Origin of the sequence: Salidesulfovibrio onnuriiensis (assembly GCF_008001235.1) — a bacterium.
Classification (GTDB): Bacteria; Desulfobacterota; Desulfovibrionia; order Desulfovibrionales; family Desulfovibrionaceae; genus Pseudodesulfovibrio; species Pseudodesulfovibrio onnuriiensis.
In genome coordinates this window covers 1968617-1993373 of the sequence record NZ_CP040751.1, presented here as the reverse complement: position 1 = coordinate 1993373, position 24757 = coordinate 1968617, and the positions used below count along the sequence as shown (strand labels likewise).

Genomic DNA, 24757 nt, shown 5'->3' with positions numbered 1-24757 from the left:
TCAGCCTCCCTGCTTGATGACGAAATCCCAGAACGGGTTGGCGAAGAGCAGGATCATGGAAACCACGAAGCAGTAGATGGCCGTGGATTCGATCATGGCCAGCCCCACGAAGAGCGTCCGGGTCAGGATGTTGGCCTCGTCCGGCTGCTGGGCGATGGCGGCCAGGGCCTGGGCCACGGCCCGCCCCTCGCCTATGGCCGGGCCGATGGCCCCGATGCCGATGGTCAGTCCCGCGGCCAGCACCGACGCCAGCCCGATCAATCCGATGTTATCCATTGTCGTCTCCCTGTTGTTTGCGGGTCTTTTCGTACCGTTCGCGTTCCACGCGGGTGGCCGAGGCGATGTAGACCATGGCCAGCACCGCGAAGATATAGGCCTGGATGATGCCCGTGAGCAGGCCCAGGGCGTTCATGAGTATGGGAAACACCAGCGGGGCGATGGCCAGGAGGATGGCCGCGATCTTTGCCCCGCTCATCATGTTGCCGAACAGGCGCACGGCCAGGGCCAGGGTGCGCGAGAACTCGCCCAGGATGTTGAAGGGCAGCATCATGGGCGTGGGCTGGACATACTGGAGCAGATATCCCTTCACCCCTCGGCGCATGAGCCCGAAGCCGATGACCGCCGCGAACACGGTCAGGGCCAGGGCCGCCGTGGTGGAAAGGGAAGCCGTGGGCGGCTCGAAGCCCGGCACCACCGCCAGCAGGTTGCACACGGCGATGAACACGAACAGCGTGCCGATGTAGGGCACGTACATGTCCGGGGATTCGCCGAACACATCCCGGATCTGGCCGCGCAGGAAGCCCACCACGATCTCCAGCAGGTTCTGCCAGCGCGACATGTTTTCGGAAGGGGTCATGCGCCGGGTGATGAGGATGCAGGCCAGCACCAGCAGCGCCATGACCAGCCAGGTGTAGACGATGGTTGCGTTCAGGTTGAACGGCCCCACGGAAAGATAGACCACCTGGTCCGGGCTTATCTGCTTGATGTCCATCAGCTCTCCTCCCCGCCCCCGAGTCCGGCGCGGGCTCGGCGCACGCCCACCTGCCGCACCGCCAGGAACCCGAGCAGGCAGGCCGCGAACACCGGGGCCGACCGGCCCGAGACCAGGGCGAAGGCCGCCACCGTGAGTCCGGCCCGCAGCACGAAACTCAGAACCATGAGCAGGCCGGGACGAGAGACAGCGGACAGGCGGCGCACGGTCAGCCACAGGCCGCCGAAATACAGGACGCCGCTCAGGAGGCCCGTGATCAGGCCAAGGGCCAGTGCTGCGGGATCAAAGGTCATGACTTGTCCTCCGGGTGGTTGTCGTGATGCCGGCTTTCGCGGCTGACCCAGAACCAGGCGTTGATGCAGCCCACCAGAATGCCCACGCCCAGAAAGCTCAGGGTCCAGGACCGGCTGTCCTCGAAGCGGTTGTCGAGCCAGACACCCAGGGCCACGCCGAGCACCGTGGGGATGGCCACGGCCCAACCCACCAAGCCGAACATGCCCAGCCCGAACCAGGCGCTGTGCTCCTGCTTGCGCGCCCGGAGCCTGCGCTTTTCCTCGGCCTCCACGGCCTTTCTGAAATCCCTTTCCGGTCCGGCCATCATTCCCCCTGCTCCGCGCCGAGATCCACCAGCCGCCGCAGAAAACCGGCCTCTATCTTGGCCACGGCCTGCCGGGCCTTTGCCTCGGCTTCGTCTTCCTCGGTAAACCGTTCGGCCACGGCCTCCCGCAGCGATCCCAGCGGCCTGTCCGTCACCGCGTCCAGCGTGGAAACGCGCACCTCGCCGCCGCGCTTGACCAGCACGCCCCGGTTCACTGCGGCCATGTGCTCGCCGTTCTCGTCCTCGTAGGAAAGAATGCCCGGCCGCAGCAGGGTCACGAAATCCACATGGTTCTCCAGCAGCGTGAACGAGCCGTTCAGGCCCCCGGCGCGCACGCGGGAGACCTCGCGGTCCAGCGGGATGCTGTCGGGCAATGCAATGATCAGACGCACGGCTACCTCCCGGCCTCGTCAATGGAACCGATCATGTACAGGGCGCTTTCGGGCCGCCCCCGGAATTCGTCGCCCAGGATGCGGCGGCACCCGTCCAGGGTGTCCTCCAGCTTCACCAGCCGCCCCTTGTGGCCGGTGAACTGCTCGGTGACGTTGAAGGGCTGGGTCAGGAAACGCTCCAGCCGCCGGGCGCGGTTGACGACGAGCTGGTCCTCGCGGCTCAGCTCCTCCATACCCAGCATGGCGATGATGTCCTTGAGCTCCTCGTAGGCGGCCAGGGTGGCGCGCACCTCGCGGGCGATGTCGTAATGTTCCCGCCCCACCACGTCCGGCACCAGCATGGACGAGCCCGAGGCCAGCGGGTCGATGGCCGGGTACAGGCCTTCGCTGGCCTTCTTGCGCGAAAGCACGATGGACGAGGAAAGATGCCCGAAGGTGTGCACGGCCGCAGGGTCCGTGAAGTCGTCTGCGGGCACGTAGACCGCCTGCACCGAGGTGATGGCCCCGTGCTCCGTGGAGGAAATGCGCTCCTCGAACTCCGCCAGCTCCGTGCCCAGGGTGGGCTGGTATCCCAGCCGCGAGGGCAGCCGCCCCATGAGCCCGGAAACCTCCATGCCCGCCTGGATGAAGCGGAACACGTTGTCCACCAGCAGGAGCACGTCCTGCTCCTTCACGTCGCGAAAATATTCGGCCATGGACAGGGCCGCGTGCCCGGCCCGGAAACGCGTGCCCGGCGGCTCGTTCATCTGGGCGAAAAGCATGACCGTATTTTTCAGCACCCCGGCGTCGCGCATTTCCCGGTAGAGCTCCTCGCCCTCGCGGCACCGTTCGCCGATGCCGCAGAACAGGCTGACGCCCTCGTGAACGCCCACCATGTTGTTGATGAGCTCCATGATGACCACGGTCTTGCCCACGCCCGCGCCGCCGAAGAGCCCGGCCTTGCCGCCGCGCTCCAGCGGGGTCATGAGGTCGATGGCCTTGATGCCGGTGGTGAAGATCTCGTCGCCCGCGCGCTGGCGGGCCAGAGGGGTGGGTGGCCGCAGTGCGGGCCAATGCTCGCGGGCCTGTACGGTCGGGCCGTTGTCGATGGGTTCGCCGAAGGTATTGAACATGCGGCCCAGCAGCTCGTCGCCCACCGGGACCATGAGCACGCCGCCGGTGGCCGTGACCGCATCGCCTTCGGCCAGGCCCTGGGTGAAGGTCAGCCCCACGGCGCGCACGTGATGATCGTCCAGGTGGGCCATGACCTCCAGGGCCATTTCATTGTCCTTTCCTGCCCGCAGCACGTGCGTGAGCGGCGGAAGCGCGTGGTCGAAACGGATGTCCACCACGTTGCCCCGGATGGCCGTGACCGTGCCCACGGCATTCCCCTGCGGCGAAGCGGTATTTCTGTCCATTACTCTTAAAATACACGGTCATGGACAAAACAAAAGGGAAATTTCGAAATCGGGAGTCAGAACTGGAGAGGGGGAACCTTTAAAAAAGGTTCCCCCTCTCCAGACCTCTCCTCTTCAAAAACTTTTGACAAAAACGCCCGGCGGTTTGGCAGCCGCCGGGCGTTTTGATTGTTTCTTTCGTATTTCCCCAGTGAGTGCGAATTTGACTTGAGCGTAGCGAAAGCCAAAGAAGCACTCACAAGCCGAGGGATGCAAGGGGGATTATCCCCCTTGCCCGTCGGAGACAACATTGTCTTAATACCTGAATATCCAGGGCAAAATAAAGATGACAAAAGCAGTCCAGGCCGAATAAACCGGCAAATAGGCGGCCAGTCCGCGTTCCACATCATCCAGCGACGCCCGGCCCCGCCAATGGCGCAGATACCCGAGGCAGAGCACGGCGAGATTGCCGAACACCGCCAGGTTGGAACCGAGCACGGCCAAACGGTTGGCGGTAATGCCCCCGTACTCGTAGATGCGCCAGCCGATGGCGCAGACACCGATGACATCCAGCACCAGCGTGGCCGCCAGCATCCAGAAGATGATGGAGTTGGCCACCGCGCTTTCGCCGTGCTCGCGACGCCCGGTCAGGGTGAACACGGCTGTGGCCAGGACGCTCAGCAGCAGGACGTTGTACATCAGGAGCGTGTCCCGGTCGCGGAAAAGCTCGCCCAGGTTCCAGGCCAGCGCGACCATGTAGGCCACGATGAGCACCAGCAGCAGCGGCGCAAAGATGCGGGCCATGAGCGGCACGATGCGCCGGGCAGCGGAATAGGTGTCCGTGGCCCAGGCCGCCACCAGCGGGATGGACGCCAGCCCGTAGATGGCCACATAGTCGAACACCCAGTAGGTGGGCAACCCCAGGAGGTCGAACAGACCGGCGGTGAGCAGCAGCAAAATACCGCCGCCGATGAACAGCAGCCCGGCATGGATGACCAGCTCGCCGAAAAAGCGGATGTATTCGATACGCGCCCCGGCGCTGCGCCAGTCCCGGCCCATGCGGACCAGGCCATAGACGCACCAGAGAAAAAACGGCACGTGCACGCAGGACAAGGTGTAGGCGTCCTCCCAGTCCGAGGGCACCAGATGCATGTACCCGGCCAGCACGGCGGCCACTCCAAGGGCGATGCCCGCGCCCGCCCTGGGCCAGCCGCGCATGTGCAGGGTGAAGGCCGCCATGGCCGCAAAGGGAATCAGGGCCACGTAGCGCGGGATGTATTCGAAACTGTCCACAAGGCTCCAGTCCGGCACCTTGTACAGGCACCCGGCCGCAAGGCACAGCAGCACCATGAGCAGCAGGTCGATACCGGTAAGCTTTTTGGCGGCGGCCGAGGCATATTCCAGCCGTGCCTTCCAGGCGCGAAGCAGCAGCGAGTCCGGCCGCTCGGCCAGGACATCCCCGTACGCGGCCACAAAAGACTGCTTCCCCTCGCGGTACAGGCGTTCCATGCCGTCCGGATCCTCAATCAATTCCACTATCTTTGTACGAATATCCATTGCTTTCCTCGTTGTTTCCCCTCCCCTAGCACAGCATTTTCGTCAAAAGCAATTGTGTGAAAGAAGAACTGGAGAGGGGGAGCCGTTATACTACTCTCCGAATCGATCCGCACCAGAGGCCACAGGCACCTGCCCCGGACGTATCACCCCATTCATTTTACAAATGTCGTTGACTCGGCATTTGAATCAACCTATTGTTAAGTCCATTTCGGCATAATGGGTAGACAATCCATTGCCGCCCCGAATCCAGACAGGGTACCGCCCTAGCCAAGCGTTATGCCCTTCGAGCACAAAGCAAAATTTGACCGTATTGCAGCCATCTTAAGCCAGGAAAGATGGTGCGTTTTCCACCTTTGAATGCACGACCGAGGAGCTCCGCACGAATGAAGACAGTCCCCGTACAGGAAGCCGTAGGCATGGTGCTGTGCCACGACATGACCCGCATCGTTCCCGGAGAGTTCAAGGGCCCCGCCTTCCGCAAGGGCCACATCATCGAGAAACAGGACATCGAGGCCCTGCTGGAGATCGGCAAGGAGCACGTTTACGTGCTCAACCTGGAAAAGGGCCACATCCATGAAAACGAGGCCGCCGAGCGCATAGCCCGGGCGGCGGTCGGCCCCGGCATCACCCTTTCCGAGGTCAGCGAGGGCCGCATCAACTTTCTGGCCGAGCCGGGCCTGCTGCACGTGAACGTGGAGGCCCTGAACCGCATCAACGCCATAGAGGAAGTGGTGCTGGCCACCATGCACAACGGCCAGCAGGTCACCGATCCCCGCCCGGTCGCAGGAACCCGCGTGGTGCCCCTGGTCATCGACGAGAGGAAGATCAAGCAGGTGGAGGCCATCTGTGGCGAATACGACTACGTGGTCGGCATCCGCCCCTTCAGCCACCACAAGGTCGGCCTGGTGACCACGGGCAGCGAGGTCTTTCACGGCCGCATCCAGGACAAGTTCGGCCCTGTCATCCGCAAGAAATTCAAGAAACTGGGATCCACGGTCATGGGCCAGCGGCTCGCCTCGGACGACCCGTCCATGACCCGCGACGCCATCCTGGCCTTCATCGCCGAGGGCGCGCAGATGGTGGTGGTCACGGGCGGCATGTCCGTGGACCCGGACGACCAGACCCCCACGGCCATCCGCGCCACGGGCGCCGAGGTGGTCACCTACGGTTCGCCCACGTTCCCGGGGGTCATGTTCATGCTCGCCAAGCTCGGCGACGTGCCCGTCCTGGGGCTGCCGGGCTGCGTCATGTATTACCGGGCCAGCATTTTCGACCTGGTGGTCCCCCGCCTGCTGGCCGGGGAGGAAGTCACGAGAGAGGATATCACAGGCATGGGACACGGCGGATTTTGCGCTGCATGCGAAGTCTGCCGCTACCCGGTCTGTCCGTTCGGCAAATAATCCTTCGGGTGCGGCTGTCCGCACCGGGAGCCTGTACGAGAACACCAAGGAGGAACCTGTCATGATCAAACGCACCCTGATGGTCAACGGTATCGCCCGCCAGGTGATATGCGAACTGGACGAGTCGCTCGCCAATGTGCTGCGCGAGAACCTCGGCCTGACCAGCGTCAAGATCGGCTGCGGAACCGCCCAATGCGGCAGCTGCACCGTCATCATGGACGGCAAGCTCGTCCGTTCCTGTTCCATGAAGATGAAACGGGTGGAAGACGGCGCGGTAATCATCACCACCGAAGGCATCGGCACCCCGGACAACCTGCATCCCATCCAGCTTTCCTGGATCGCCAACGGCGGCGCCCAGTGCGGTTTCTGCACCCCGGGCTTCATCGTTTCCACCAAGGCCCTGCTGGACTCCAACCCCAAGCCCACCCGCGAGGACATCCGCGACTGGTTCCAGAAGAACCGCAACGCCTGCCGCTGCACCGGCTACAAGCAGCTCGTGGACGCGGTCATGGACGCTGCGGCGGTCATGCGCGGCGAAAAGACCACCGACGAACTCTGCTTCAAGATCCCGGAAGACGGCCGCATCTGGGGCACCAAATACCCGCGCCCCACTGCCGTGGCCAAGGTCACCGGCACCCTGGACTACGGCGCGGACCTGGGCATCAAGATGCCCGAAGGCACCCTGAAGCTGGCCCTGGTGCAGGCCGAGGTCTCCCACGCCAAGATCCTGTCCATCGACACTTCCGAGGCGGAAAAGATGCCCGGCGTGGAAAAGGTGGTCACCCACAAGGACGTCAAGGGCAAGAACCGCATCACCGGCCTGATCACCTTCCCCACCAACAAGGGCGACGGCTGGGACCGTCCCATCCTCTGTGACGAAAAGGTCTTCCAGTACGGCGACGCCATCGCCATCGTCTGCGCGGACACGGAGAAGAACGCCAAGGCCGCCGCGGCCAAGGTCAAGGTGGAGCTGGAACGCCTGCCCGAATACATGAGCGCGCCCGCGGCCATGGCCGACGACGCCATTGAAATCCATCCGGGCACCCCCAACGTCTATTTTGAACAGCGCATCGCCAAGGGCGGGGAAACCGAACCCATCTTCGACAAGGCGGACGCGGTGGTCGAGGGCGAATACTTCACCACCCGCCAGCCGCACATGCCCATCGAGCCGGACGTGGGATTCGCCTACCTGGACGACGACGGCAAGCTGTGCATCCATTCCAAGTCCATCGGGCTGCACCTGCACCTGTACATGATCGCCCCGGGCCTCGGCGTGGAGCCCGAGAACCTGGTCATGGTCCAGAACCCGGCGGGTGGCACCTTCGGCTACAAGTTCTCCCCGACCATGGAAGCGCTCATCGGCGCGGCCTGCCTGGCCACGGGCAAGCCCGTGTTCCTGTGCTACGACTACTACCAGCAGCAGACCTACACGGGTAAGCGCTCCCCGCAGTTCACCAACGTGCGCCTGGCCGCGGACAAAGACGGCAAGATCCTGGGCATGGAAACCGACTGGACCGTGGACCACGGCCCCTATTCCGAGTTCGGGGACCTGCTGACCCTGCGCGGGGCGCAGTTCATCGGCGCGGGCTACGACATCGACAACATCCGCGGCATGGGCCGCACCGTGGCAACCAACCACGCCTGGGGCGCGGCCTTCCGGGGCTACGGCGGCCCCGAGGCCGAGTTCGCCTCGGAATCCCTCATGGACGACCTGGCGGAAAAGCTGGGCATGGACCCGCTGGAGCTCCGCTACAAGAACGTCTACCGCAAGGGTTCCACCACCCCCACGGGCCAGGATCCGGAAGTCTATTCCCTGCCCGAGATGATCGAAAAGCTGCGGCCCAAGTATGAAGCGGCCAAGAAGAAAGCCTCGGCCGAATCAACCGACGCGCTCAAGCGCGGCGTGGGCGTGGCCATCGGCGTCTACGGTTCCGGCCTGGACGGCCCGGACACCGCCGAAGTGGACGTGCAGCTGAACGAGGACAACACGGTCACCGTGCTGACCTGCTGGCACGACCACGGCCAGGGCGCGGACATAGGCGTGCTGGGCACGGCCCACGAGGCACTGCGTCCGCTGGGCCTGGAGCCGGAGCAGATCCGGCTGATCCTCAACGACACCCGCCAGTGCCCCAACGGCGGCCCTGCGGGCGGCAGCCGCTCCCAGGTGGTCATCGGCCGCGCCATCAAGGCGGCTTGCGAACTGCTCATGGGCGGCATGCGCAAGTCCGACGGTTCCTTCCGTACCTATAAGGAAATGATCGACGAGAAGATCGCCGTGAAATACAATGGCAAGTGGACCGCCCCGGCCACGGAATGCGACGCGAACGGCCAGGGCAAGCCGTTCGCCTGCTACATGTACGGCCTGACCATGGCCGAGGTGGCCGTGGAAACCGCCACGGGCAAGACCTCCGTGGAAAAAATGACCATGGTGGCCGACATCGGCAAGATCAACAACAGGCTGGCCGTGGACGGCCAGATATACGGCGGCCTGGCGCAGGGCATCGGCCTGGCTCTGTCCGAGAACTTCGAGGACATCAAGAAGCACTCCACCATGAAGGGCGCCGGCTTCCCGTATATCAAGCAGGTCCCGGACGACATGGAGATCATCTATGTAGAGACCCCGCGTCCCGAAGGCCCCTTCGGTGCATCCGGCGTCGGCGAGATTCCGCTCTGCGCCCCGCACCCGGCCATCATCAACGCCATCTACAATGCCTGCGGCGTGCGCATCACGGAACTGCCCGCGTTGCCCGAAAAGGTCCTGGCCGGCCTGAAAGGCTAAACCCCAATCGCTGAAACAGGCAGCGGCCCGTGCTCCGGCGCAGGCCGCTGCCTTTACCTGTTTTTCATGGGAAGGGTATGGAACAGCATGAACTGAGACAGTGGGAAAACAAGTGTATCCAGGAGGAAGTGCCGCAATGCACCGCCTCCTGCCCCCTGCACGTCGACGCCAAGACCTTCTGCTCGCTCATGCGGCAGCGGCGCTGGGACAAGGCCTGGGCCGTGCTGGCCAGGACCCTGCCCCTGCCCGGAGTGCTGGCCCGGCTGTGCGACGCCCCGTGCAAAAGGAACTGCGTGCGCAAGGACGCGGGCGGCAGCATTGAAATAGGGTTGCTTGAACGCTTCTGCGCGGAAAACGCCAAGCCTGTCGCGCCGCCCAGACCCCTGCCCGCGCGCGGCAAGTCCGTGGCCGTGATCGGCGGGGGGCTCACGGGCCTATGCGCGGCCTGGGAGCTGGCCCGCAGGGGATTCCGGACCACCCTGTACTGCGGCGTTCCCGGCAGCGACCTGAGCGCACTTCCCGAAACACAACTTCCGGCAGGGGCATTGGAACGGGAGCTGGAAAATCTCGCCCGGCTGGGCGCGGCACTGGAAACAGGTGTTCCCCTGGATACCGCCCTGATCGAAGCGCAGCTTGCGGAAAACGACGCCGTCTTTCTGGATTCCGACGCCCTGTCGGAAGCCATGGCCGACTTCGGCGAGCCGGACGAGCTGACCCTGGGCACGGGGCAGCCGGGCCTGTTCGCCAGCCCCAGGGGCGAATCCGCCCCGGTACTCAAGGCGGCCGCAGCACGCCGCGCGGCCAACTCGGTGGAACGCTTCACCCAAGGCGTGTCCATGGTCACGGGCCGGGAGCTGGAAGGCCCCTACGCAACGCGCCTGTATACCAACCTCGGAAACGTGGAGCCCGCACCGCCGGTGGTCAATGCGGCGGGATACACGGAGACGGACGCGCGGGACGAGGCCAAACGCTGCCTGCAGTGCGAATGCATGGAGTGCGTCAAGAACTGCGAGTACCTACGCCACTACAAGGCCTACCCCAAGGTCTACGTGCGGCAGGCCTACAACAACGAATCCATTGTCATGGGCACCCGCCAGGCCAACACCATGATCAATTCGTGCATGCTCTGCGGCCTGTGCGAGGTCATCTGTCCCGAGGATTTTTCCATGGCCGACGTCTGTCTGCAGGCCCGGCGCACCATGGTGGAAAAGGGGACCATGCCCCCTTCGGCCCATGAGTTCGCCCTGCGGGACATGGCCTTCGCCAACGGGGAAAAGGCCGCCCTGGCCCGCCACGCCCCAGGCGCGGACGCGAGTGAATATCTTTTTTTCCCGGGCTGCCAGCTCACGGCCTCCGATCCCGGGGGCGTCATGGCCGCCTATGCGGACCTGCGCCAGAGGCTCGGCGCGGTGGGCCTGCTGCTCCACTGTTGCGGCGCGCCCGCCGAGTGGTCCGGCCGCCAGGCCCTTGCGGGCGAAACCATGGCCGAAATACGCGGCCACTGGGAACGCATGGGCAAGCCGCATCTCGTGGTCTCCTGTCCCACCTGCCTCAAGGCCCTACGCCAGGGATTGCCCGAGGCCGAGATCAGCTCCCACTGGTCCCTGTTGCGCGCACTGGGCCTGCCCGACGGGGCACGGCAACAGGATACGGAACTGGCCATCAACGACCCGTGCGCGGCCCGGCACGACGCAGTGCTCCTGGAGGATGCGCGAGCCCTGCTGGAGCAGATGCAGGTGCGCATCACCGAGCCGGAACTGAGCGGCGAACGCACCGAATGTTGCGGGTACGGCGGCCTGCTGAGCGAGGCCAACCCCGAGCTGGCAAAGGCCGTGCGCGAACGCCGCGCCCAGGCCGCGGACGAGGACTTCGTGACCTACTGCGTCATGTGCCGGGACATGCTGGCCAAGGCAGGAAAACGCGCCCTGCACTTTTACGACCTGCTCTACCCCGCAGGGGAAGACAGCGCGGCTCGGCCGGCTCCGGGCTATTCGGCGCGGCGGGAAAACCGCGCCCGGCTCAGGGAGACCCTGCTCGCCGAACTGTGGCGGGAGGAAAGTGAAACCGAAACCGCCCCGCACGAATCCGTCCGGGTGGAATTCACGGAGCAGGCCCGGGACATCATGGAGGAGCGGCGCATCCTCACAAGCGATGTCCAGAAGGTGCTGCATGCGGCCCGGGAAACCGGCGCATGTTTCGTGCACAAGGAGACCGGCCATGTGCTGGCCTCGCACCGGCCCGTGGTGGTCACCTACTGGGTGGAATACGAGGAACGCGGCGACGGCTTCCTGGTGCACAACGCCTGGAGCCACCGCATGCGGGTCAAGGGAGGTGCGTCATGAGCGTGATCAAGGTGCCGGAAGCGGACGCAGCGGGCTGGAAATGCCGGGCCTGCGACGCGGAACTGGAAATGCTCCCCGTGGAGCTGGAATACCTGGACTCCCTGTTCACGGTGGCGCTGCCCACCTGCCCCCAATGCGGCCAGGTGCTCATCCCCGAGAACCTGGCCCTGGGCAAGATGAACCAGGTGGAACACCTCCTGGAGGACAAGTAGTGGAGCAGCCGCTCTGGGAACGCCCCGTGCTGCGCAAGGCCGCAGGGCGGACGCTGCGGCCGGGCGGCTTCGAGCTCACGGACCGTGCGGCAAACCGCATGGGCCTGCTGCCGGGCTGGCGCGTGCTGGACGTGGGCTGCGGCCTGGGAGCCACGGTGAACCGGCTGCGCTCGCGCTACGGGGCCCTGGCCTTCGGCGTGGAGCCCAGCCCCGGACAGCTCGACGCCGCACAAGGAGCGGGCCTGGTCCGGGCGCAGGGCCATTGCCTGCCCTTCGGTCCCAATAGTTTTCACGCCCTGTTCTGCGAATGCGTCCTGTCCCTGCTCCCGGACGCGGCGCAGGGGCTCGGGGAATTTCACTGCGTGCTGCGGCCAGGAGGTTTCCTGGCCCTTTCCGACCTTTGCGCGCCGGATGCGGACACGGCCGGGAACGATTGCGCCGCCCGGGCCGTGCCCCTGGCAGAAACGCACGGGCTGGTGAAGGCAGCCGGATTCGAGGTCCTGCTGCTGGAGGATCACTCCCACCGCCTCCGGGAACTGGCGGCCCGGCTGCTATTCTCCTCCGGGGAAAACGACGTCCCCTGTTCCTGCAACCGGCGGGGGCTCGGCTATTATCTGATGATCGCCAAAAAACGAGGATAACGACATGCTGGACGACAGCGGACTGCGCATGATGGAGCTGGCGGGCAAGGGATATTGCTGCAGCCAGATCGTGGTGCTGCTGGCCCTGGACGAACTGGGCCGCGACAACCCGGACCTGGTGCGCGCGGCATCGGGCCTGTGCATGGGCATGGGCGGATGTTCCGGCCCCTGCGGCGTGCACACGGGCGCGGCCCTGGTGCTCGGCCTGCACGCGGGCAAGGGCACGGACATGGAAACCCAGGACGACAAGCTGCCCCTCATGCTCGAGGAACTGCGGGACTGGTTCGCGGAAGCCACCGCCCCATACGGCGGCATGTCCTGCGGCGACATCCTGGACGGCGAATGCGGCCAGCCCCACCAAAGCCGGTGCGGCGGCCTGCTCTCCGCAGTCTCGGCGCAGGTGCGCCGGATCCTGGCCGAACACGGTCTTGATCCGGCGGAAGGACGCGAACAGGAATGAGCCGACTTCCGAGAAGCGTCTGCCCGGTCTGCCTTGCCCCCATCCCGGCCAGGCACGAAACCTCGGGCGGCAACACCTATCTCGTCAAGGACTGCCCGGAGCACGGCGAGTTCCGGACCATTGTCTGGCGCGGCGAACCCGGCTTCGTGGAGTGGTCGCGCACCAAGATTCCGTCCCGGCCCAGGACGCCCTTCACGGCGGTGGACAGAGGCTGCCCCCTGGACTGCGGCCTGTGCGAGGCGCATTGCCAGCACACCTGCACCGCGGTCTTCGAGGTGACCTGGCGCTGCGACCTGGGCTGCCCGGTCTGCTTTGCCTCCTCCGGCAAAACGGCCCCGGCCGACCCCACCCATGAGGAATTCGCCTTTCTGCTGGACCGGGTGGAACAGGCCTCGGGCTTCTGCAACATCCAGCTTTCCGGCGGCGAACCCACCATGCGCCGCGACCTGCCCGACCTCATCCGCATGGCCAAGAAACGCGGCTTTCCCTTTGTGCAGCTCAACTCCAACGGCCTGCGCCTGGGGCGGGAGCCGGGCTACGCAGAGGCACTGGCCGAGGCCGGACTGGATTCCGTGTTCCTGCAGTTCGACGGCACCGAGGACGGCATTTATGAAACCCTGCGCGGCCGCGCCCTGCTCCGGGACAAGCTGACGGCAGTGGAAAACCTGACCCGGGCGGGGATAGGCATGGTGCTGGTGCCCACGGTGGCACCGGGCGTCAACGACCACGACCTGGGCAACATCATCCGGCTGGCCGCCCAACACTCCCCGGCCGTGCGCGGGGTACACTTCCAGCCCGTGAGCTATTTCGGACGCTATCCGCAGGCCCCGGGAGACGAGCAGCGCATCACCCTGCCCGAACTCATGCGCCTGCTGGAGCAGCAGACCGGCCCAGGCATCAGGGCGGCCCACTTCCTGCCGCCCGGCTGCGAACACTCCCACTGCTCCTGCCACGCAAACTATGTGGTCATGGAAGACCACACCCTGAAGAAACTGGCCTCGAACGGCGCATGCGGCTGCACGCCCCGCCCAGCCTCGGAAGGCGCGGACAAGGCCAAGGCCTTTGTCAAACGCCAGTGGGCCGCGCCCAAGCAGACCCTGGGCATGGCCCCGGCCCCCATGGACGACCTGGACCGGTTCATCGCCCGTGCGGCCACCCACACCCTGGCCGTTTCGGCCATGGCCTTTCAGGACGCCTGGACCCTGGACCTGGAACGGCTGCGGGGCTGCTGCATCCACAGCGTCGCCCCGGACGGGCGCCTGATCCCGTTCTGCGCCTACAACCTGTCCGCCATGGACGGAACCACCCTGTACCGGGGGAAATGCCATGGGCCTGCCGCCCCTTGACCGCTGGCTGATGCGTCGCATGGGGCTCCGGGAGAAATCCGGCGCGCCCTCGCCAAAACAGGTGCGCGCATGGCAGCTGGAAAAGCTGCGCGAAACCGTGGCTCACGCCAAGGCGCACAGTCCCTTTTACGCCCGCCTCTATAGTGAGGTTTCGCCGGGGGACATCCGCACGATGGAGGACTTCGCCCGCCTCCCGGCCATCACCCCAAAGGACCTGCGCGATGCGCCCGAGCAGCTTCTCTGCGTCTCCCAGGACGACATCGCCCGGGTGGTCACCCTGCAAAGCTCGGGCACCACGGGAAAACCCAAGCGGGTCTTCCACACCGGAGACGACCTGGAAGCCACGGTGGACTATTTCGACTGGGGCATGCGGTCCATGGTGGAGCCGGGACAAACCGCCCTGGTGCTCATGCCCGGGGACCGGCCGGGCGGCGTGGGCCGCCTGCTCATGGAGGCCCTGGGACGCAACCGCGCCCAGGCCGTGGCCTACGGCGTGCTGGAAGACGCAAGCCAGGCCGTGGACACACTTCTGGAGACAAACGCCCGGTGCATTGTCGGCCCTGCGGCCCACGTGAACATGCTGGCCCGCCACTGGGAAAAACGGGGGCTCCCCGAGGACCGCATCCGTTCGGTGCTGCTCTGCTGGGACGCCATACCCAACGCGGTGGTCCGCAATGCGAAGCAGGCCTTCGGCTGCAGGGTCTTCCGGCACTGGGGCATGATCGAAACCGGCCTAGGCGGCGCCGTTGAATGCGCGCCCGGCTCGGGACTACACCTGCGGGAAACCGACGTCCATGTGGAGATAGTGGATCCGAAGACCGGAGAGGTGCTGCCCGACGGCCGCTTCGGGGAGATTGTGGTTTCCACGGCCCTGCGGCGCGGCATGCCCCTGCTGCGCTACCGCACCGGGGATAGGGGCCGCATCCTGCCCGGCGCGTGCGCCTGCGGCAGCCCCCTGCGGCGGCTCGACCCGCACATCAAACGGCTGGAGCAGCACTCCCCGGTCACGCTCCTCGAGCTCGGCGAGGCCCTCTATTCCCTGCCGGAAGTCCACGATTTCCATGCGACGCTGAAAGGAGCGGCGCTGACGGTCCGCATCTGCGGCCAAGGCTCCCGCCTGGAGGAAAAGGCCCGCGCCGCGATCAATAACATCCTGGCCGTCCGCCACGCAACGGATACGAATTCATTGCGCATTGAAATCACCGCTGAGGAAAGCCACGCCCCGGCCATATCCGGATTGGGAAAAAGGACAATGGGTTAGCAAAGAAGACTGTCTCACTCTTCGGGCGACGTTCCATTGGCCAAGAAACGTAAAACAAGAAAAAGGCAGTCCCTCGTGCATGTTGAATGCACGAGGGACTGCCTTTTTTAAACGGTAATATTGACGCGCCCTTACCGGCGGCCTTTACTCAAAAACCAATGCTCCGTCCTTCTCATCCACAGTCACGGTCTCGCCGTCCTGCAATTCGCCGCCGATGATGCGCTTGGCCAGCGGCGTTTCCAGGTGCGCCTGAATGTAGCGGTGCAGCGGACGCGCGCCGAAGCTCGGATCGTAGGCCGACTCGGCGATGAACGCCTTGGCCTTGTCCGTGAGTTCCAGGGCGATCTTGCGGTCTTCGAGCCGGTCGCGCAGCCCCTTGACCAGCAAATCCACGATGCGCGTGAGCTGATCCAGGTGCAGGGGCCGGAACAGCACGGTCTCGTCCACACGGTTCAGGAACTCGGGCCGGAAATGATGCCGCAGGGTATCCATGACCTGGTCCTCGACCCCTGCCTTGAACTCACCGTCCTTGTCGATGCCCTCCAGCATGTACTGTGCGCCCAGGTTGGAGGTCATGATAATGATCGTGTTCTTGAAGTCCACGGTGCGGCCATGGCTGTCGGTCAGACGGCCGTCGTCCAAAATCTGCAGCAGCACGTTGAACACGTCGGCATGCGCCTTTTCGATCTCGTCGAACAGGATGACACTGTAGGGCTTGCGGCGCGCCGCCTCGGTGAGCTGCCCGCCCTCGTCATAGCCGATGTAGCCCGGAGGCGCTCCGATGAGCCGCGCCACCGTGTGCTTTTCCATGTACTCGGACATGTCGATGCGGATCATGTTCTCTTCGGAATCGAACAGGGCCGCGGCCAGGGTCTTGCACAGCTCGGTCTTGCCCACGCCCGTGGGGCCTAGGAAGATGAACGAGCCGATGGGACGGCTGGGGTCCTTGAGCCCGGCCCGGGCGCGCAGCACCGCGTCGGCCACGGCCTGCACCGCACTGTCCTGGCCGATGACCCGCTCGTGCAGTTGGTCGGCCAGCTTGAGCAGCTTGTCGCGCTCGCCTTCCAGCAGCTTGGAAACCGGAATGCCGGTCCAGCGGGCAATGACCTGGGCCACGTCGTCGGGCCCGACCTCTTCCTTGACCATGCGCTGGCCGTCGCCGGCCTCTTCCATGGCCTTGTTGCGTTCCTCAAGCTCCTTCATAAGCGCGTTGAGCTGGCCGTATTCCAGCTCGGCGGCCCGGTTGTAGTCGTGGACGCGCTTGGCCTCCTCGACTTCCAGGCGCACGGACTCGATCTGTTCCTTGACCTGCCGCAGCCGCTCGATGCCGCCCTTTTCATTCTGCCACTGGGCCATGAGCCGGGCCTGGTGTTCCTTGATATCGGCCAGCTCCTTTTCCAGCTTGGCAAGACGGTCGTGCGATGCCCTGTCGGTCTCGCGCTTGAGGGCCTCGCGCTCGATCTCCAGCTGCATGATCTGGCGGTTGGCCTTGTCCAGCTCATAGGGCTGGGAATCGATCTCGGTGCGAATCAGGGCCGCGGCCTCGTCGATGAGGTCGATGGCCTTGTCAGGCAGCTGGCGGTCGGAAATGTAGCGGTTGGAAAGCACGGCCGCCTCGACCACCGCACCGTCAGAAATGCGCACGCCGTGGTGCACCTCGAACCGCTCGCGCAGGCCGCGCAGGATGGAAATGGTGTCCTCCACGCCGGGCTCCTCCACCATGACGGTCTGGAAGCGACGCTCCAGGGCCGGGTCCTTCTCGATGTACTTGCGGTACTCGTCCGTGGTGGTGGCCCCGATGCAGTGCAGCTCGCCGCGCGCCAGCATCGGCTTGAGCAGGTTGCCCGCGTCCATGGCCCCGTCGGTCTTGCCCGCGCCCACGATGGTGTGCAGCTCATCGATGAACATGATGATGCGCCCGGCCGATTCCTGCACTTCCTTGAGCACGGCCTTGAGCCGTTCCTCGAACTCGCCCCGGTACTTGGCCCCGGCGATGAGTGCGCCCATGTCCAGGGCGTAGACCATCTTGTCCTTGAGCCCCTCGGGCACGTCCTGCTTGACGATGCGCTGGGCCAGGCCTTCCACGATGGCGGTCTTGCCCACGCCCGCCTCGCCGATGAGTACCGGGTTGTTCTTGGTGCGGCGGGAGAGAATGCGGATCACGCGGCGGATTTCGCCGTCACGGCCGATGACCGGGTCCAGCTTGCCGCCCTTGGCTTCCTCCACCAGGTCGCGACCGTATTTCTTGAGCGAATCATAGGTGGCCTCGGGATTGTCCGAGGTCACGCGCTGGTGGCCGCGCACTTCGGTAAGCGCGCCGAGCACCTTGTTCACGTCCAGGCCGAACTGCTTGTTGACCTTGCCCACGCCCCGGGAGGGCGGTTCGTCCATGAGCGCCAGGAACAGGTGTTCCACGCTGATGAACTCGTCGTTCATGCGCTTGGCGTGGTCCTCGGCCTTGACCAGGACCGACTGCATGCGCTGGGTGACCATGATGCGGTCGGGGGTTGCGCCCGGACCGGAGACCTTGGGCAGCTTGGATATCTCGGCGTCCACGGCCCCGGCGTAATTCTTGGGGTCGATGCCCAGCTTGCGCAGGATCTGGGGCACGAGCCCGCCTTCCTGGCCCACCAGGGCGGAAAGCAGGTGTTCGCAATCTATCTGCTGATGCCCGGAACGGATGGCCATGTTCTGGGCTTCGGATATGGCTTCATGTGTCTTCTGCGTGAATTTGTTCGGATCCATATATCAAATCCTCCTTCAATCACTGTATTGCAAAAAACCGACGACTAGCAGAGGCGGTGCAGTTTCTCCACTTCCAGCTCCAGCTCCTCGATGCGGGCCATGAGGTCCACGATGATGCTCGCGCCCGTGATGTTCACGTCCAGGTCGTTGCTGAGACGCATGAGCTTCTGGATGCGGTACACGTCCCGCACCGTGAACAGATAGTTGTCGGCGTTGGTCTTCACGGGGTCCAGCCAGCCCAGCTCGGCCAGCTCGGCCATGATGGCCGGTGTGATGCCCGTCACCTCCACCAGCTGCGCCCAGGCCACGTGTTCGGAGCGTTCCGGCAATTCCAGGCCCGGCAGCTTCAGGAGCATTTCCTTGAGTTTCTTCGTGCTCATACGGCCCCCTTAAAAGTTCCTCGGCTTGAATTTCGACTTCTCGGCCAGCTCTTCCATGAGTTTCCGTTCCTCGGGAGTCAGGCTGGTGGGAACCTGGATCATGATGCGCACGAACTGGTCGCCGCGTCTGGTTCCGGTGCCGAGCCCCTTGCCCTTGATGCGCAGCTTCTTGCCCGACCCCATTCCCGGCGGAATGGTCATCTCCACCTGGCCGTCCAGGGTGGGGACCCGGACCTTGGTGCCCAGCGCGGCCTCCCACGGGGCCAGGGGCAGATCGAAGACCACGTCCGTGTCCTTGACGTTGAAACGCGGGTGCTTCATGAGCCGGATCTTGAGGTACAGGTCGCCGCGCGCCCCGCCGGCGACCCCGGGGTTGCCCTGCCCGGCCAGGCGAATGCGCTGACCGTCCTTGATGCCCGCAGGCACGCGCACTTCCAGGGTGCGGGTTCTGGGACCGCCGCCCGGCATGTGCTCGGTCAGGGTGATGGACTTGTTGCCGCCCTGGTAGGCCTCCTCCAGGCTCAATTCGTACAGGGCCTCGGAATCGGAGCCGCGCCTCGGGCGCTGCTGAAAACCGCCTCCGCCGCCCGGGAAGCCGCCCCGGAAGGACGCGCCCCCAGCACCGGCTCCGCCACCGAAAATGGTTTCGAAAAAGTCGCTGAAGCCGCTGGCCCCGGCGCCGCCGAAACCGCCGCCTCCGCCGAAATCGAAACGGATATTCTCGAAGCCCGGCGGGGGCTGGAAGTTCTGGCCATGCTGATAACCGGAACCAAACTGGTCGTACATCTTCCGTTTTTCAGGATCCTTGAGGGCCTCGTACGCCTCGTTCACTTCCTTGAATTTATCCTCGGCCCCCTTGTCGTTGGGGTTCAGGTCGGGATGGTATTTCCGGGCCAGCTTCTTGAAGGCCTTGGAAACCTCGTCCTGGCTCGCAGTGCGGGAGACACCGAGTATCTTGTAATAGTCCTTGTACTGAACGCTCATATGCGCATGAATCTCCTTTGGACGAAAATGCGGATTCGATCCAGTGTCCTAAGGTAATGAGCATATTCGCCAAGTCAAGCCGGGGGGAAGTATTTTTCGGAAGGTTTTCCACAGATGGCCCTGAATTTTCCACATGCGGACTCATGTGAAAAACACGCGCAACCTGTGCATGGGGAAGGATGCCGGATCAGCCGACAGCGAGATCTTCACGGACCGGCTCGGTCATCCAGGCGGGTTCGCAGCGGCCTGCAAGCAGGGCGCGGACAAGGTCGTCGCGGGATTCGATGCGCTCCAGGAAGCGGGTGGGGAATTTGGCCAGCTCGTCGACGCGATGGGCGTCGGAACCGCCGGTCATGGTCAGCCCATGCCTGTGGGCGAGCGCCTGTGCCCGCAAATTCTCGGGGGCGGTGTTGCGTCCGTTCACGCCCTCCACCAGCGAGCACACCCCCTGCTCGAACAGGAATTCCTGGGCGGGCCGCCAGCCCCGGTATGGATGCGCGCCGATGGCCGCCCCGCCCCGGCCGTAAACGTAGGGCAGCATGTCCTGGGCGTCCATGCCGGGCCTGATGTTCTCGAAGGGGCCGAAAATGAGGAAATCGCCTTGGGGGGTGGTGTATTCCATGCCCACGATGACCACGAAGCCGTCGTCCTGCACGCCTTCGCGCACATACCCGGCCGCATCCATGGTATCGTGGTCCGTGAGGCACACGCCGTCCATGCCCCGCTGCCGTGAGATCTCGAGAATGGCGTCGATTTCGAGCACGCTGCAGGGGGAGATGGAGGTATGCACATGGACATCGATAAGCATAGATATTTTCTATACCCGATTCCGTTGCGCTACAAATATATATGGGCGATAGATAAGGCTACGTATTATCGACAAATTCGATACAACAGGAAAACCTATGCCATCCAAGTGTGTTCTCATCCTCCTCGACGGCCTCGGCGACCGCAGCTTCGCCCGGTTCGGGCACCGGACCCCGCTCCAGGCCGCGCATACGCCCTGCCTGGACAGCCTGGCCGCCCTCGGCACCAACGGCCTCTTTCACGCTTCCCGGCTGGGCGAGGCCCTGCCCAGCGAACTGGCCCATTTCGCCCTGTTCGGGTACGAGCGCGAGGACTTCCCCGGCCGCGGCGTGCTGGAGGCGCTGGGCACGGATATCGATCTCGGCCCAAACGACGTGGCCGTGCTCGGGCACTTCATCCATGCGGACAACGAAGGCGGACAACTTCGTGTCGTCCGCGACAAGGCCAGTGCCTCGGACAAGGAAATACGGGCGGCCAACAAAGCCGTGGCCGCATTCGAAGCCGACGGCGTGCGCATCACCTACCACCCCGGCAAGGGCACCTTCGGCGTGCTTCTCATGCAGGGCCAGGTGGCTCCCTACTTCACGGACTCCAACCCCATGACCGACGGCCGCTTCCTCTCGGAGATCGTGCCCCTGGACTCCCACCGGGACGACCCGAAGAGCATCCGGGCGGCCAGCGCGCTCAAGAAATATCTGGTCCATGTCTGGAACACCCTGGACGACAACAAGACCATCAACATGATGGTCACCCAGCGGGCCGGGCAGCGCAAAAACGTGCCGATGTTCTCCCGCAAGCTGGGCATGCGCGGGGCGTCCGTGGCCAGCGGCGTCATGTACAAGGGCATAGCCCGCTACCTGGGCCTGACGCCCGTCACGGTCACGGACGGGGACGACCCGGGCCGGGACATTGCGGAGCGCATCGCCCGGGCCACGGAACTGCTGCGGGATTTCGACTTCATCCACGTGCACACCAAGACCCCGGACCAGGCCGCGCACACCAAGCGCCCCGAAGCCAAAAAGGCGGTCATCGAGTCCCTGGACAAGGGCATCGAAGCATCCATCCGGCCCCTGCTGGACGACCCGGACGTGCTGGTGGCCGTGACGGCGGACCACTCAACCCCGAGCTGCGGCAGCCTCATCCATTCGGGCGAGCCCGTGCCGCTGCTCTTCGTGGGCAAAGGCGTGCGGCGGGACAAGGTCAAAACATTCGACGAAATTTCAGCGGCCGCGGGCTGCCTGGGCTGCGTGCGCGGCACCGAGTTCATGAACCTGGTGCTCAACCACACGGACCGCATCCGGCTGGGCGGCATCTGGGACAGCCCCGGGGAGCAGGCGTTCTGGCCCGGCGACTTCGAACCCTTCACCCTGCCCGGCAAGGACTAGAGGATACAAGTGATGTACGATATCGGCGTGATTCACGGGCGCTTCCAGGTCCTGCACAACGACCATCTCGCGTACCTGCTGGCCGGGAAGGAGCTTTGCGACCACCTGGTGGTGGGCATCACCAACCCGGACCCGTCCCTGACCCGCGAGGAGGCCGAGGACGCACAACGCTCGACTCCCGGCAACAACCCGCTGACCTATTTCGAACGCTATACCATGGTGCGCGCCGTGCTGCATGATGCGGGGCTCGGATGCGAGCAGTTCTCGGTGGTGCCGCTGCCCATCAACATGCCCGAACTCTACGGCCACTACGTGCCCCTGGACGCGGCCTTTTTCCTGACCATCTACGACGAATGGGGCCGCCGCAAAAAGCGGCGCTTCGAGGAACTGGGACTGACCACCCACGTGCTCTGGGAACGAGAGCCCCACCTCAAGGGCATCAGCGCCAAGGACGTGCGCGCACGAATCTGCAACAGGGAGCCCATCGACGACCTGACGCCGCCCGCCACGGTCCGGCTGGTTCGGGAATGGAACCTCGGGGAACGGCTTCAAGCATTGCGATAAGTACGCGGAATTCTGGATGGTTAACGAAGTTTATCCTCGACGGGGATATCGTAATTCTTGGAACGGCGGTTGTAGCAGTACTTGCATCTGCCACGTCCCCGGAACAGCGAGATCAGCAGGATGCCGGTGACGAACCCTCCCACGTGCGCCCACCAGGCCACGGGCTGGGCCGATCCGTTGACCACGCTGAAAATCCCGGCAAAGAACTGGGAAAGGAACCAGAAGCCCAGAAAGAACACCGAGGGCACCCGCAGAATGATAGGAATAATGAGGATGGGAAACAGGGTGTAGACCTTACCGTGGGGATAGAGCACCAGATACGCGCCCATGACGCCCGCCACGGCCCCGGAAGCGCCGATGACCGGGACGCTGGAGCCGGTTTCGGCCAGCATGTGCGCCCCCACCGCGGCCAGCCCGCAGGCCACGTAGAAAAACACGAACCCGAAATGGCCGGTGACGTCCTCGATATTGTCCCCGAAGATCCAGAGCATCCACATGTTCAGGATCACGTGCAGCCAGCCGCTGTGCAGGAACATGTACGTGAAGAACGGAATGATGGAGGCCTCGGGATAGCCCACCCAGTGGGCCCAGTCCGAATCAAGGAAGCGCTGGGGCACCACCCCGAACAAATGGAAAAGCTCCACCTTGGAGCGCGGGTCCATGAGCAGCTCGAAGCCGAAGGCAAAGGCGTTGAGCATGATGATGACGCTGACCGTGATGGGCAGGGTCACCCTCGGCACATTGTCCCGCAGGGGGATCATTCACTTTCCCCGAACTGTTGCGCCAGCACCGGCCAGAGCCGTGCAAGCCAGTCCTCGTGTCGTTTCATGGCCTCTGCGGACAGGGCCATCAGCTCCCCGGCCACGCGCTGCACCTCGGCCCCGAGGTCGTCCAGGCTGCCGCTGTTGTCGATGGTGAAGCCGCATTGGCTGCGTTTCTGCTCGCCGCTCCACTGCCAGGAATCGAACATGGCCAGCATTTCCGGGTCCAGGCCGCGAATTTCGCGGAACTTTCCCTGCCGCAGCTCGTCCGGGCAGTGCACGTAGACCACCTGATCCACCAAGCCCTGCCTGTGCCAGCCCCCCTCCAGCAGCAGCGGAACCTCGGCAAAGGCCAGGGGGCGGTCGTTGTTGTTCCCGAAAAACTCCATGCACGCATGACGCACCATGGGATGGATGATGTCCATAATTTCCCGGCGGAACTCGTCGGATTCGCACATGGCCCGGAACAGGGCGGGCTTGTCCACTCCGCCGTCGGGCGCGGTGTACTGGCCGCCGAAACGGCCCCTGATCATCTCGGCCCCGTCGCCGCCCGCGGCATAGAGCAGGGCCACGCAGGCGTCGGCGCTGAAGGTGGGCCAGCCCATGTCCGCGAGCATGCCCAGCACTGCGGACTTGCCGCTGCCGGGCAGCCCCACGATCCCGGTGCGCACGGTGGCGCGGTTCAGCTCCACCAGCAGATTCATGAAATCCCCGGGCGGCTCCTGCATGAAGCTCATGGGCTCGCCCGTGGCCGGGTGGTCGAAACGCAGGAAAAAGGCATGCAGCATCTGGCGCGGCGCCAGGTCGCCCAGTCCGGTTTCCCGGCACCACAGGGCGTGCTCCTGCGGTCCGTAGACCTCGTCGCCCACCAGGGGATGCCCGATATGGGCCATGTGCACGCGGATCTGATGGGTGCGGCCCGTGAAGATACGCACCGCCACCAGGGAGGCCCGCTCCAGGGGATCGGTCCAGAGCACCTCATAGCTGCTGCGCGCCTCGCGGCCGCCCTTGTCCACCACGGCCATCTTGGTCTTGTGCGTGGGGTGCCGGCCCATGTCCGCCTCGATCTCGCCCTTGGACTGCTCCGGCCTGCCGTGCACCAGGGCCAGATAGACCTTGCGCACCCGTCGGTCCGCAAAGTCCCCGGCCAGCTTGAGGCGGGCAGCCTCGGTGCGGGCCACGGCCATGACGCCCGAGGTGTCCTTGTCCAGCCGGTGCACGATGCCCGGGCGCTGTCCGTCCATGCCGGAATGCTCCGACGCCATGTCCGGGTAATGGTGCAAAAGCCGGTTCACCAGGGTGTTGTCCGGCTGGCCCGGCGCGGGATGAGTGGTCAGGTTCGCGGGCTTGTCGATGACCAGCACGTGCTCGTCCTCGTAAAGCACGGGCAGGGCCCCGGTCTCGGGCTGCGGCGCGTCGTCGCCGGCCAGCCCTTCCGGGGCGGACAGGGTCAGGGCTTCGCCGCCGAAAAGCTTGCACTTGCCCTTGGTTTCAACGGTTCCATTGACCGTGGCCATTCCGGCCTCGATCCATTCCTTGACCTTGCCGCGCGAGATTCCCTCGTCTGCAAGTTCGGCGGCCCAGAACTTGTCCAGGCGCATATTGGTTACGGAACCTTCCACCAAGGCTTCCCAGGTCCGTTTTTTTCTCGTTTCGCTCATGGGGCAACCATATAACGGGAATCATTGGAAAGTAAAATCACAGACCGGTTTGACAATTCCGTAAACTGAAAATCCACCCTTGACCGAACCGCCGGATTGATCTTAAAAGGGGAAA

Annotated in this window: 23 protein-coding genes; 10 read left to right on the top strand and 13 right to left on the bottom strand. The window is 64.7% G+C overall.

Features of this window, described 5'->3' with window-relative positions; translation table 11 throughout:
• From FGL65_RS09010 to FGL65_RS08980, 7 genes are all read right to left on the bottom strand, one after another.
• Positions 1–276, bottom strand: a complete 276-nt coding sequence (locus tag FGL65_RS09010; RefSeq protein ID WP_147820886.1) for a F0F1 ATP synthase subunit C — start codon at positions 274–276, stop codon at positions 1–3.
• On the bottom strand, positions 269–991 hold the full coding sequence (locus FGL65_RS09005) for a F0F1 ATP synthase subunit A (RefSeq protein WP_147820885.1): 723 nt from the start codon (positions 989–991) through the stop codon (positions 269–271). The genes FGL65_RS09010 and FGL65_RS09005 overlap by 8 nt, the downstream gene beginning before the upstream one ends.
• Positions 991–1284 (bottom strand): ATP synthase subunit I, encoded by a 294-nt coding sequence (locus FGL65_RS09000; RefSeq protein ID WP_147820884.1) that lies wholly within the window; start codon positions 1282–1284, stop codon positions 991–993. Before FGL65_RS09000 ends, FGL65_RS09005 begins: the two co-directional genes overlap by 1 nt.
• Entirely contained in the window at positions 1281–1592 is a 312-nt protein-coding gene (locus tag FGL65_RS08995) for an AtpZ/AtpI family protein (RefSeq protein ID WP_250645441.1), read from the bottom strand. Before FGL65_RS08995 ends, FGL65_RS09000 begins: the two co-directional genes overlap by 4 nt.
• Positions 1589–1981 (bottom strand): F0F1 ATP synthase subunit epsilon, encoded by a 393-nt coding sequence (locus tag FGL65_RS08990; RefSeq protein ID WP_147820882.1) that lies wholly within the window; start codon positions 1979–1981, stop codon positions 1589–1591. The genes FGL65_RS08995 and FGL65_RS08990 overlap by 4 nt, the downstream gene beginning before the upstream one ends.
• A gap of 2 nt (positions 1982–1983) precedes the next feature.
• On the bottom strand, positions 1984–3378 hold the full coding sequence (gene atpD / locus FGL65_RS08985; RefSeq protein ID WP_147820881.1) for a F0F1 ATP synthase subunit beta: 1395 nt from the start codon (positions 3376–3378) through the stop codon (positions 1984–1986).
• Between the two features lie 294 nt (positions 3379–3672).
• Positions 3673–4914: a hypothetical protein gene (locus FGL65_RS08980; protein WP_147820880.1), complete on the bottom strand. Its 1242-nt coding sequence runs from the start codon at positions 4912–4914 to the stop codon at positions 3673–3675.
• A 383-nt stretch (positions 4915–5297) separates the two neighbouring features.
• Between FGL65_RS08980 and FGL65_RS08975 the strand changes: the two genes are divergently transcribed.
• The 8 genes from FGL65_RS08975 to FGL65_RS08940 all read left to right on the top strand — a co-directional run bounded on the left by FGL65_RS08975 (position 5298) and on the right by FGL65_RS08940 (position 15355).
• Positions 5298–6314 carry a molybdopterin-binding protein gene (locus tag FGL65_RS08975; RefSeq protein ID WP_147820879.1) on the top strand — a complete coding sequence of 339 codons (1017 nt, stop codon included), beginning with the start codon at positions 5298–5300 and terminating at the stop codon, positions 6312–6314.
• 61 nt (positions 6315–6375) lie between these two features.
• A complete protein-coding gene (locus FGL65_RS08970) occupies positions 6376–9093 on the top strand; it encodes a molybdopterin-dependent aldehyde oxidoreductase (RefSeq protein WP_147820878.1) in 2718 nt (905 codons plus the stop codon).
• 77 nt (positions 9094–9170) lie between these two features.
• Complete coding sequence (locus tag FGL65_RS08965; RefSeq protein ID WP_147820877.1) at positions 9171–11435, top strand: pyridine nucleotide-disulfide oxidoreductase/dicluster-binding protein; 2265 nt, start codon at positions 9171–9173, stop codon at positions 11433–11435.
• Positions 11432–11647 (top strand): DVU_1557 family redox protein, encoded by a 216-nt coding sequence (locus FGL65_RS08960; protein WP_147820876.1) that lies wholly within the window; start codon positions 11432–11434, stop codon positions 11645–11647. Before FGL65_RS08965 ends, FGL65_RS08960 begins: the two co-directional genes overlap by 4 nt.
• Complete coding sequence (gene trsM, locus FGL65_RS08955) at positions 11647–12288, top strand: DVU_1556 family methyltransferase (RefSeq protein WP_250645440.1); 642 nt, start codon at positions 11647–11649, stop codon at positions 12286–12288. The genes FGL65_RS08960 and trsM overlap by 1 nt, the downstream gene beginning before the upstream one ends.
• A gap of 4 nt (positions 12289–12292) precedes the next feature.
• Positions 12293–12748 carry a DVU_1555 family C-GCAxxG-C-C protein gene (locus FGL65_RS08950; protein ID WP_147820874.1) on the top strand — a complete coding sequence of 152 codons (456 nt, stop codon included), beginning with the start codon at positions 12293–12295 and terminating at the stop codon, positions 12746–12748.
• Positions 12745–14094, top strand: a complete 1350-nt coding sequence (trsS, locus tag FGL65_RS08945; protein WP_147820873.1) for a radical SAM (seleno)protein TrsS — start codon at positions 12745–12747, stop codon at positions 14092–14094. The genes FGL65_RS08950 and trsS overlap by 4 nt, the downstream gene beginning before the upstream one ends.
• On the top strand, positions 14075–15355 hold the full coding sequence (locus FGL65_RS08940; RefSeq protein WP_147820872.1) for a DVU_1553 family AMP-dependent CoA ligase: 1281 nt from the start codon (positions 14075–14077) through the stop codon (positions 15353–15355). The genes trsS and FGL65_RS08940 overlap by 20 nt, the downstream gene beginning before the upstream one ends.
• A 144-nt stretch (positions 15356–15499) precedes the next feature.
• On the opposite strand, the gene clpB is transcribed toward FGL65_RS08940, so the two are convergent.
• From clpB to FGL65_RS08920, 4 genes are all read right to left on the bottom strand, one after another.
• A complete protein-coding gene (gene clpB / locus FGL65_RS08935) occupies positions 15500–18100 on the bottom strand; it encodes an ATP-dependent chaperone ClpB (RefSeq protein WP_147820871.1) in 2601 nt (866 codons plus the stop codon).
• Between the two features lie 44 nt (positions 18101–18144).
• On the bottom strand, positions 18145–18480 hold the full coding sequence (locus FGL65_RS08930; RefSeq protein ID WP_147820870.1) for a chaperone modulator CbpM: 336 nt from the start codon (positions 18478–18480) through the stop codon (positions 18145–18147).
• A gap of 9 nt (positions 18481–18489) precedes the next feature.
• Positions 18490–19464 (bottom strand): DnaJ C-terminal domain-containing protein, encoded by a 975-nt coding sequence (locus tag FGL65_RS08925; protein WP_147820869.1) that lies wholly within the window; start codon positions 19462–19464, stop codon positions 18490–18492.
• Between the two features lie 187 nt (positions 19465–19651).
• Positions 19652–20272 carry a PHP-associated domain-containing protein gene (locus FGL65_RS08920; protein WP_147820868.1) on the bottom strand — a complete coding sequence of 207 codons (621 nt, stop codon included), beginning with the start codon at positions 20270–20272 and terminating at the stop codon, positions 19652–19654.
• Positions 20273–20369: 97 nt separating this feature from the next.
• Here FGL65_RS08920 and FGL65_RS08915 point away from each other — a divergent pair, with 97 nt between their 5' ends.
• Together FGL65_RS08915 and FGL65_RS08910 are read left to right on the top strand one after the other, a co-directional pair.
• A complete protein-coding gene (locus FGL65_RS08915; RefSeq protein WP_147820867.1) occupies positions 20370–21656 on the top strand; it encodes a BPG-independent phosphoglycerate mutase family protein in 1287 nt (428 codons plus the stop codon).
• A gap of 12 nt (positions 21657–21668) precedes the next feature.
• The gene (locus tag FGL65_RS08910) at positions 21669–22220 is read left to right on the top strand and encodes an adenylyltransferase/cytidyltransferase family protein (protein WP_147820866.1); all 552 of its coding nucleotides are present in this window, start codon (positions 21669–21671) and stop codon (positions 22218–22220) included.
• 20 nt (positions 22221–22240) lie between these two features.
• On the opposite strand, the gene FGL65_RS08905 is transcribed toward FGL65_RS08910, so the two are convergent.
• Complete coding sequence (locus tag FGL65_RS08905; protein ID WP_147820865.1) at positions 22241–22981, bottom strand: rhomboid family intramembrane serine protease; 741 nt, start codon at positions 22979–22981, stop codon at positions 22241–22243.
• Positions 22978–24642 (bottom strand): dephospho-CoA kinase, encoded by a 1665-nt coding sequence (locus FGL65_RS08900; RefSeq protein WP_147820864.1) that lies wholly within the window; start codon positions 24640–24642, stop codon positions 22978–22980. The genes FGL65_RS08905 and FGL65_RS08900 overlap by 4 nt, the downstream gene beginning before the upstream one ends.
• Positions 24643–24757: the final 115 nt, after the last annotated feature.

Bases quoted from the DNA above. Each gene is read 5' to 3' on its own strand.
- FGL65_RS09010 (WP_147820886.1), bottom strand. From the start codon at position 276: ATGGATAACATCGGATTGATCGGGCTGGCGTCGGTGCTGGCCGCGGGA.
- FGL65_RS09005 (WP_147820885.1), bottom strand. From the start codon at position 991: ATGGACATCAAGCAGATAAGCCCGGACCAGGTGGTCTATCTTTCCGTG.
- FGL65_RS09000 (WP_147820884.1), bottom strand. From the start codon at position 1,284: ATGACCTTTGATCCCGCAGCACTGGCCCTTGGCCTGATCACGGGCCTC.
- FGL65_RS08995 (WP_250645441.1), bottom strand. From the start codon at position 1,592: ATGATGGCCGGACCGGAAAGGGATTTCAGAAAGGCCGTGGAGGCCGAG.
- atpD (WP_147820881.1), bottom strand. From the start codon at position 3,378: ATGGACAGAAATACCGCTTCGCCGCAGGGGAATGCCGTGGGCACGGTC.
- FGL65_RS08980 (WP_147820880.1), bottom strand. From the start codon at position 4,914: ATGGATATTCGTACAAAGATAGTGGAATTGATTGAGGATCCGGACGGC.
- FGL65_RS08975 (WP_147820879.1), top strand. From the start codon at position 5,298: ATGAAGACAGTCCCCGTACAGGAAGCCGTAGGCATGGTGCTGTGCCAC.
- FGL65_RS08970 (WP_147820878.1), top strand. From the start codon at position 6,376: ATGATCAAACGCACCCTGATGGTCAACGGTATCGCCCGCCAGGTGATA.
- FGL65_RS08965 (WP_147820877.1), top strand. From the start codon at position 9,171: ATGGAACAGCATGAACTGAGACAGTGGGAAAACAAGTGTATCCAGGAG.
- FGL65_RS08960 (WP_147820876.1), top strand. From the start codon at position 11,432: ATGAGCGTGATCAAGGTGCCGGAAGCGGACGCAGCGGGCTGGAAATGC.
- FGL65_RS08950 (WP_147820874.1), top strand. From the start codon at position 12,293: ATGCTGGACGACAGCGGACTGCGCATGATGGAGCTGGCGGGCAAGGGA.
- trsS (WP_147820873.1), top strand. From the start codon at position 12,745: ATGAGCCGACTTCCGAGAAGCGTCTGCCCGGTCTGCCTTGCCCCCATC.
- FGL65_RS08940 (WP_147820872.1), top strand. From the start codon at position 14,075: ATGGGCCTGCCGCCCCTTGACCGCTGGCTGATGCGTCGCATGGGGCTC.
- clpB (WP_147820871.1), bottom strand. From the start codon at position 18,100: ATGGATCCGAACAAATTCACGCAGAAGACACATGAAGCCATATCCGAA.
- FGL65_RS08930 (WP_147820870.1), bottom strand. From the start codon at position 18,480: ATGAGCACGAAGAAACTCAAGGAAATGCTCCTGAAGCTGCCGGGCCTG.
- FGL65_RS08925 (WP_147820869.1), bottom strand. From the start codon at position 19,464: ATGAGCGTTCAGTACAAGGACTATTACAAGATACTCGGTGTCTCCCGC.
- FGL65_RS08920 (WP_147820868.1), bottom strand. From the start codon at position 20,272: ATGCTTATCGATGTCCATGTGCATACCTCCATCTCCCCCTGCAGCGTG.
- FGL65_RS08915 (WP_147820867.1), top strand. From the start codon at position 20,370: ATGCCATCCAAGTGTGTTCTCATCCTCCTCGACGGCCTCGGCGACCGC.
- FGL65_RS08910 (WP_147820866.1), top strand. From the start codon at position 21,669: ATGTACGATATCGGCGTGATTCACGGGCGCTTCCAGGTCCTGCACAAC.
- FGL65_RS08905 (WP_147820865.1), bottom strand. From the start codon at position 22,981: ATGATCCCCCTGCGGGACAATGTGCCGAGGGTGACCCTGCCCATCACG.
- FGL65_RS08900 (WP_147820864.1), bottom strand. From the start codon at position 24,642: ATGAGCGAAACGAGAAAAAAACGGACCTGGGAAGCCTTGGTGGAAGGT.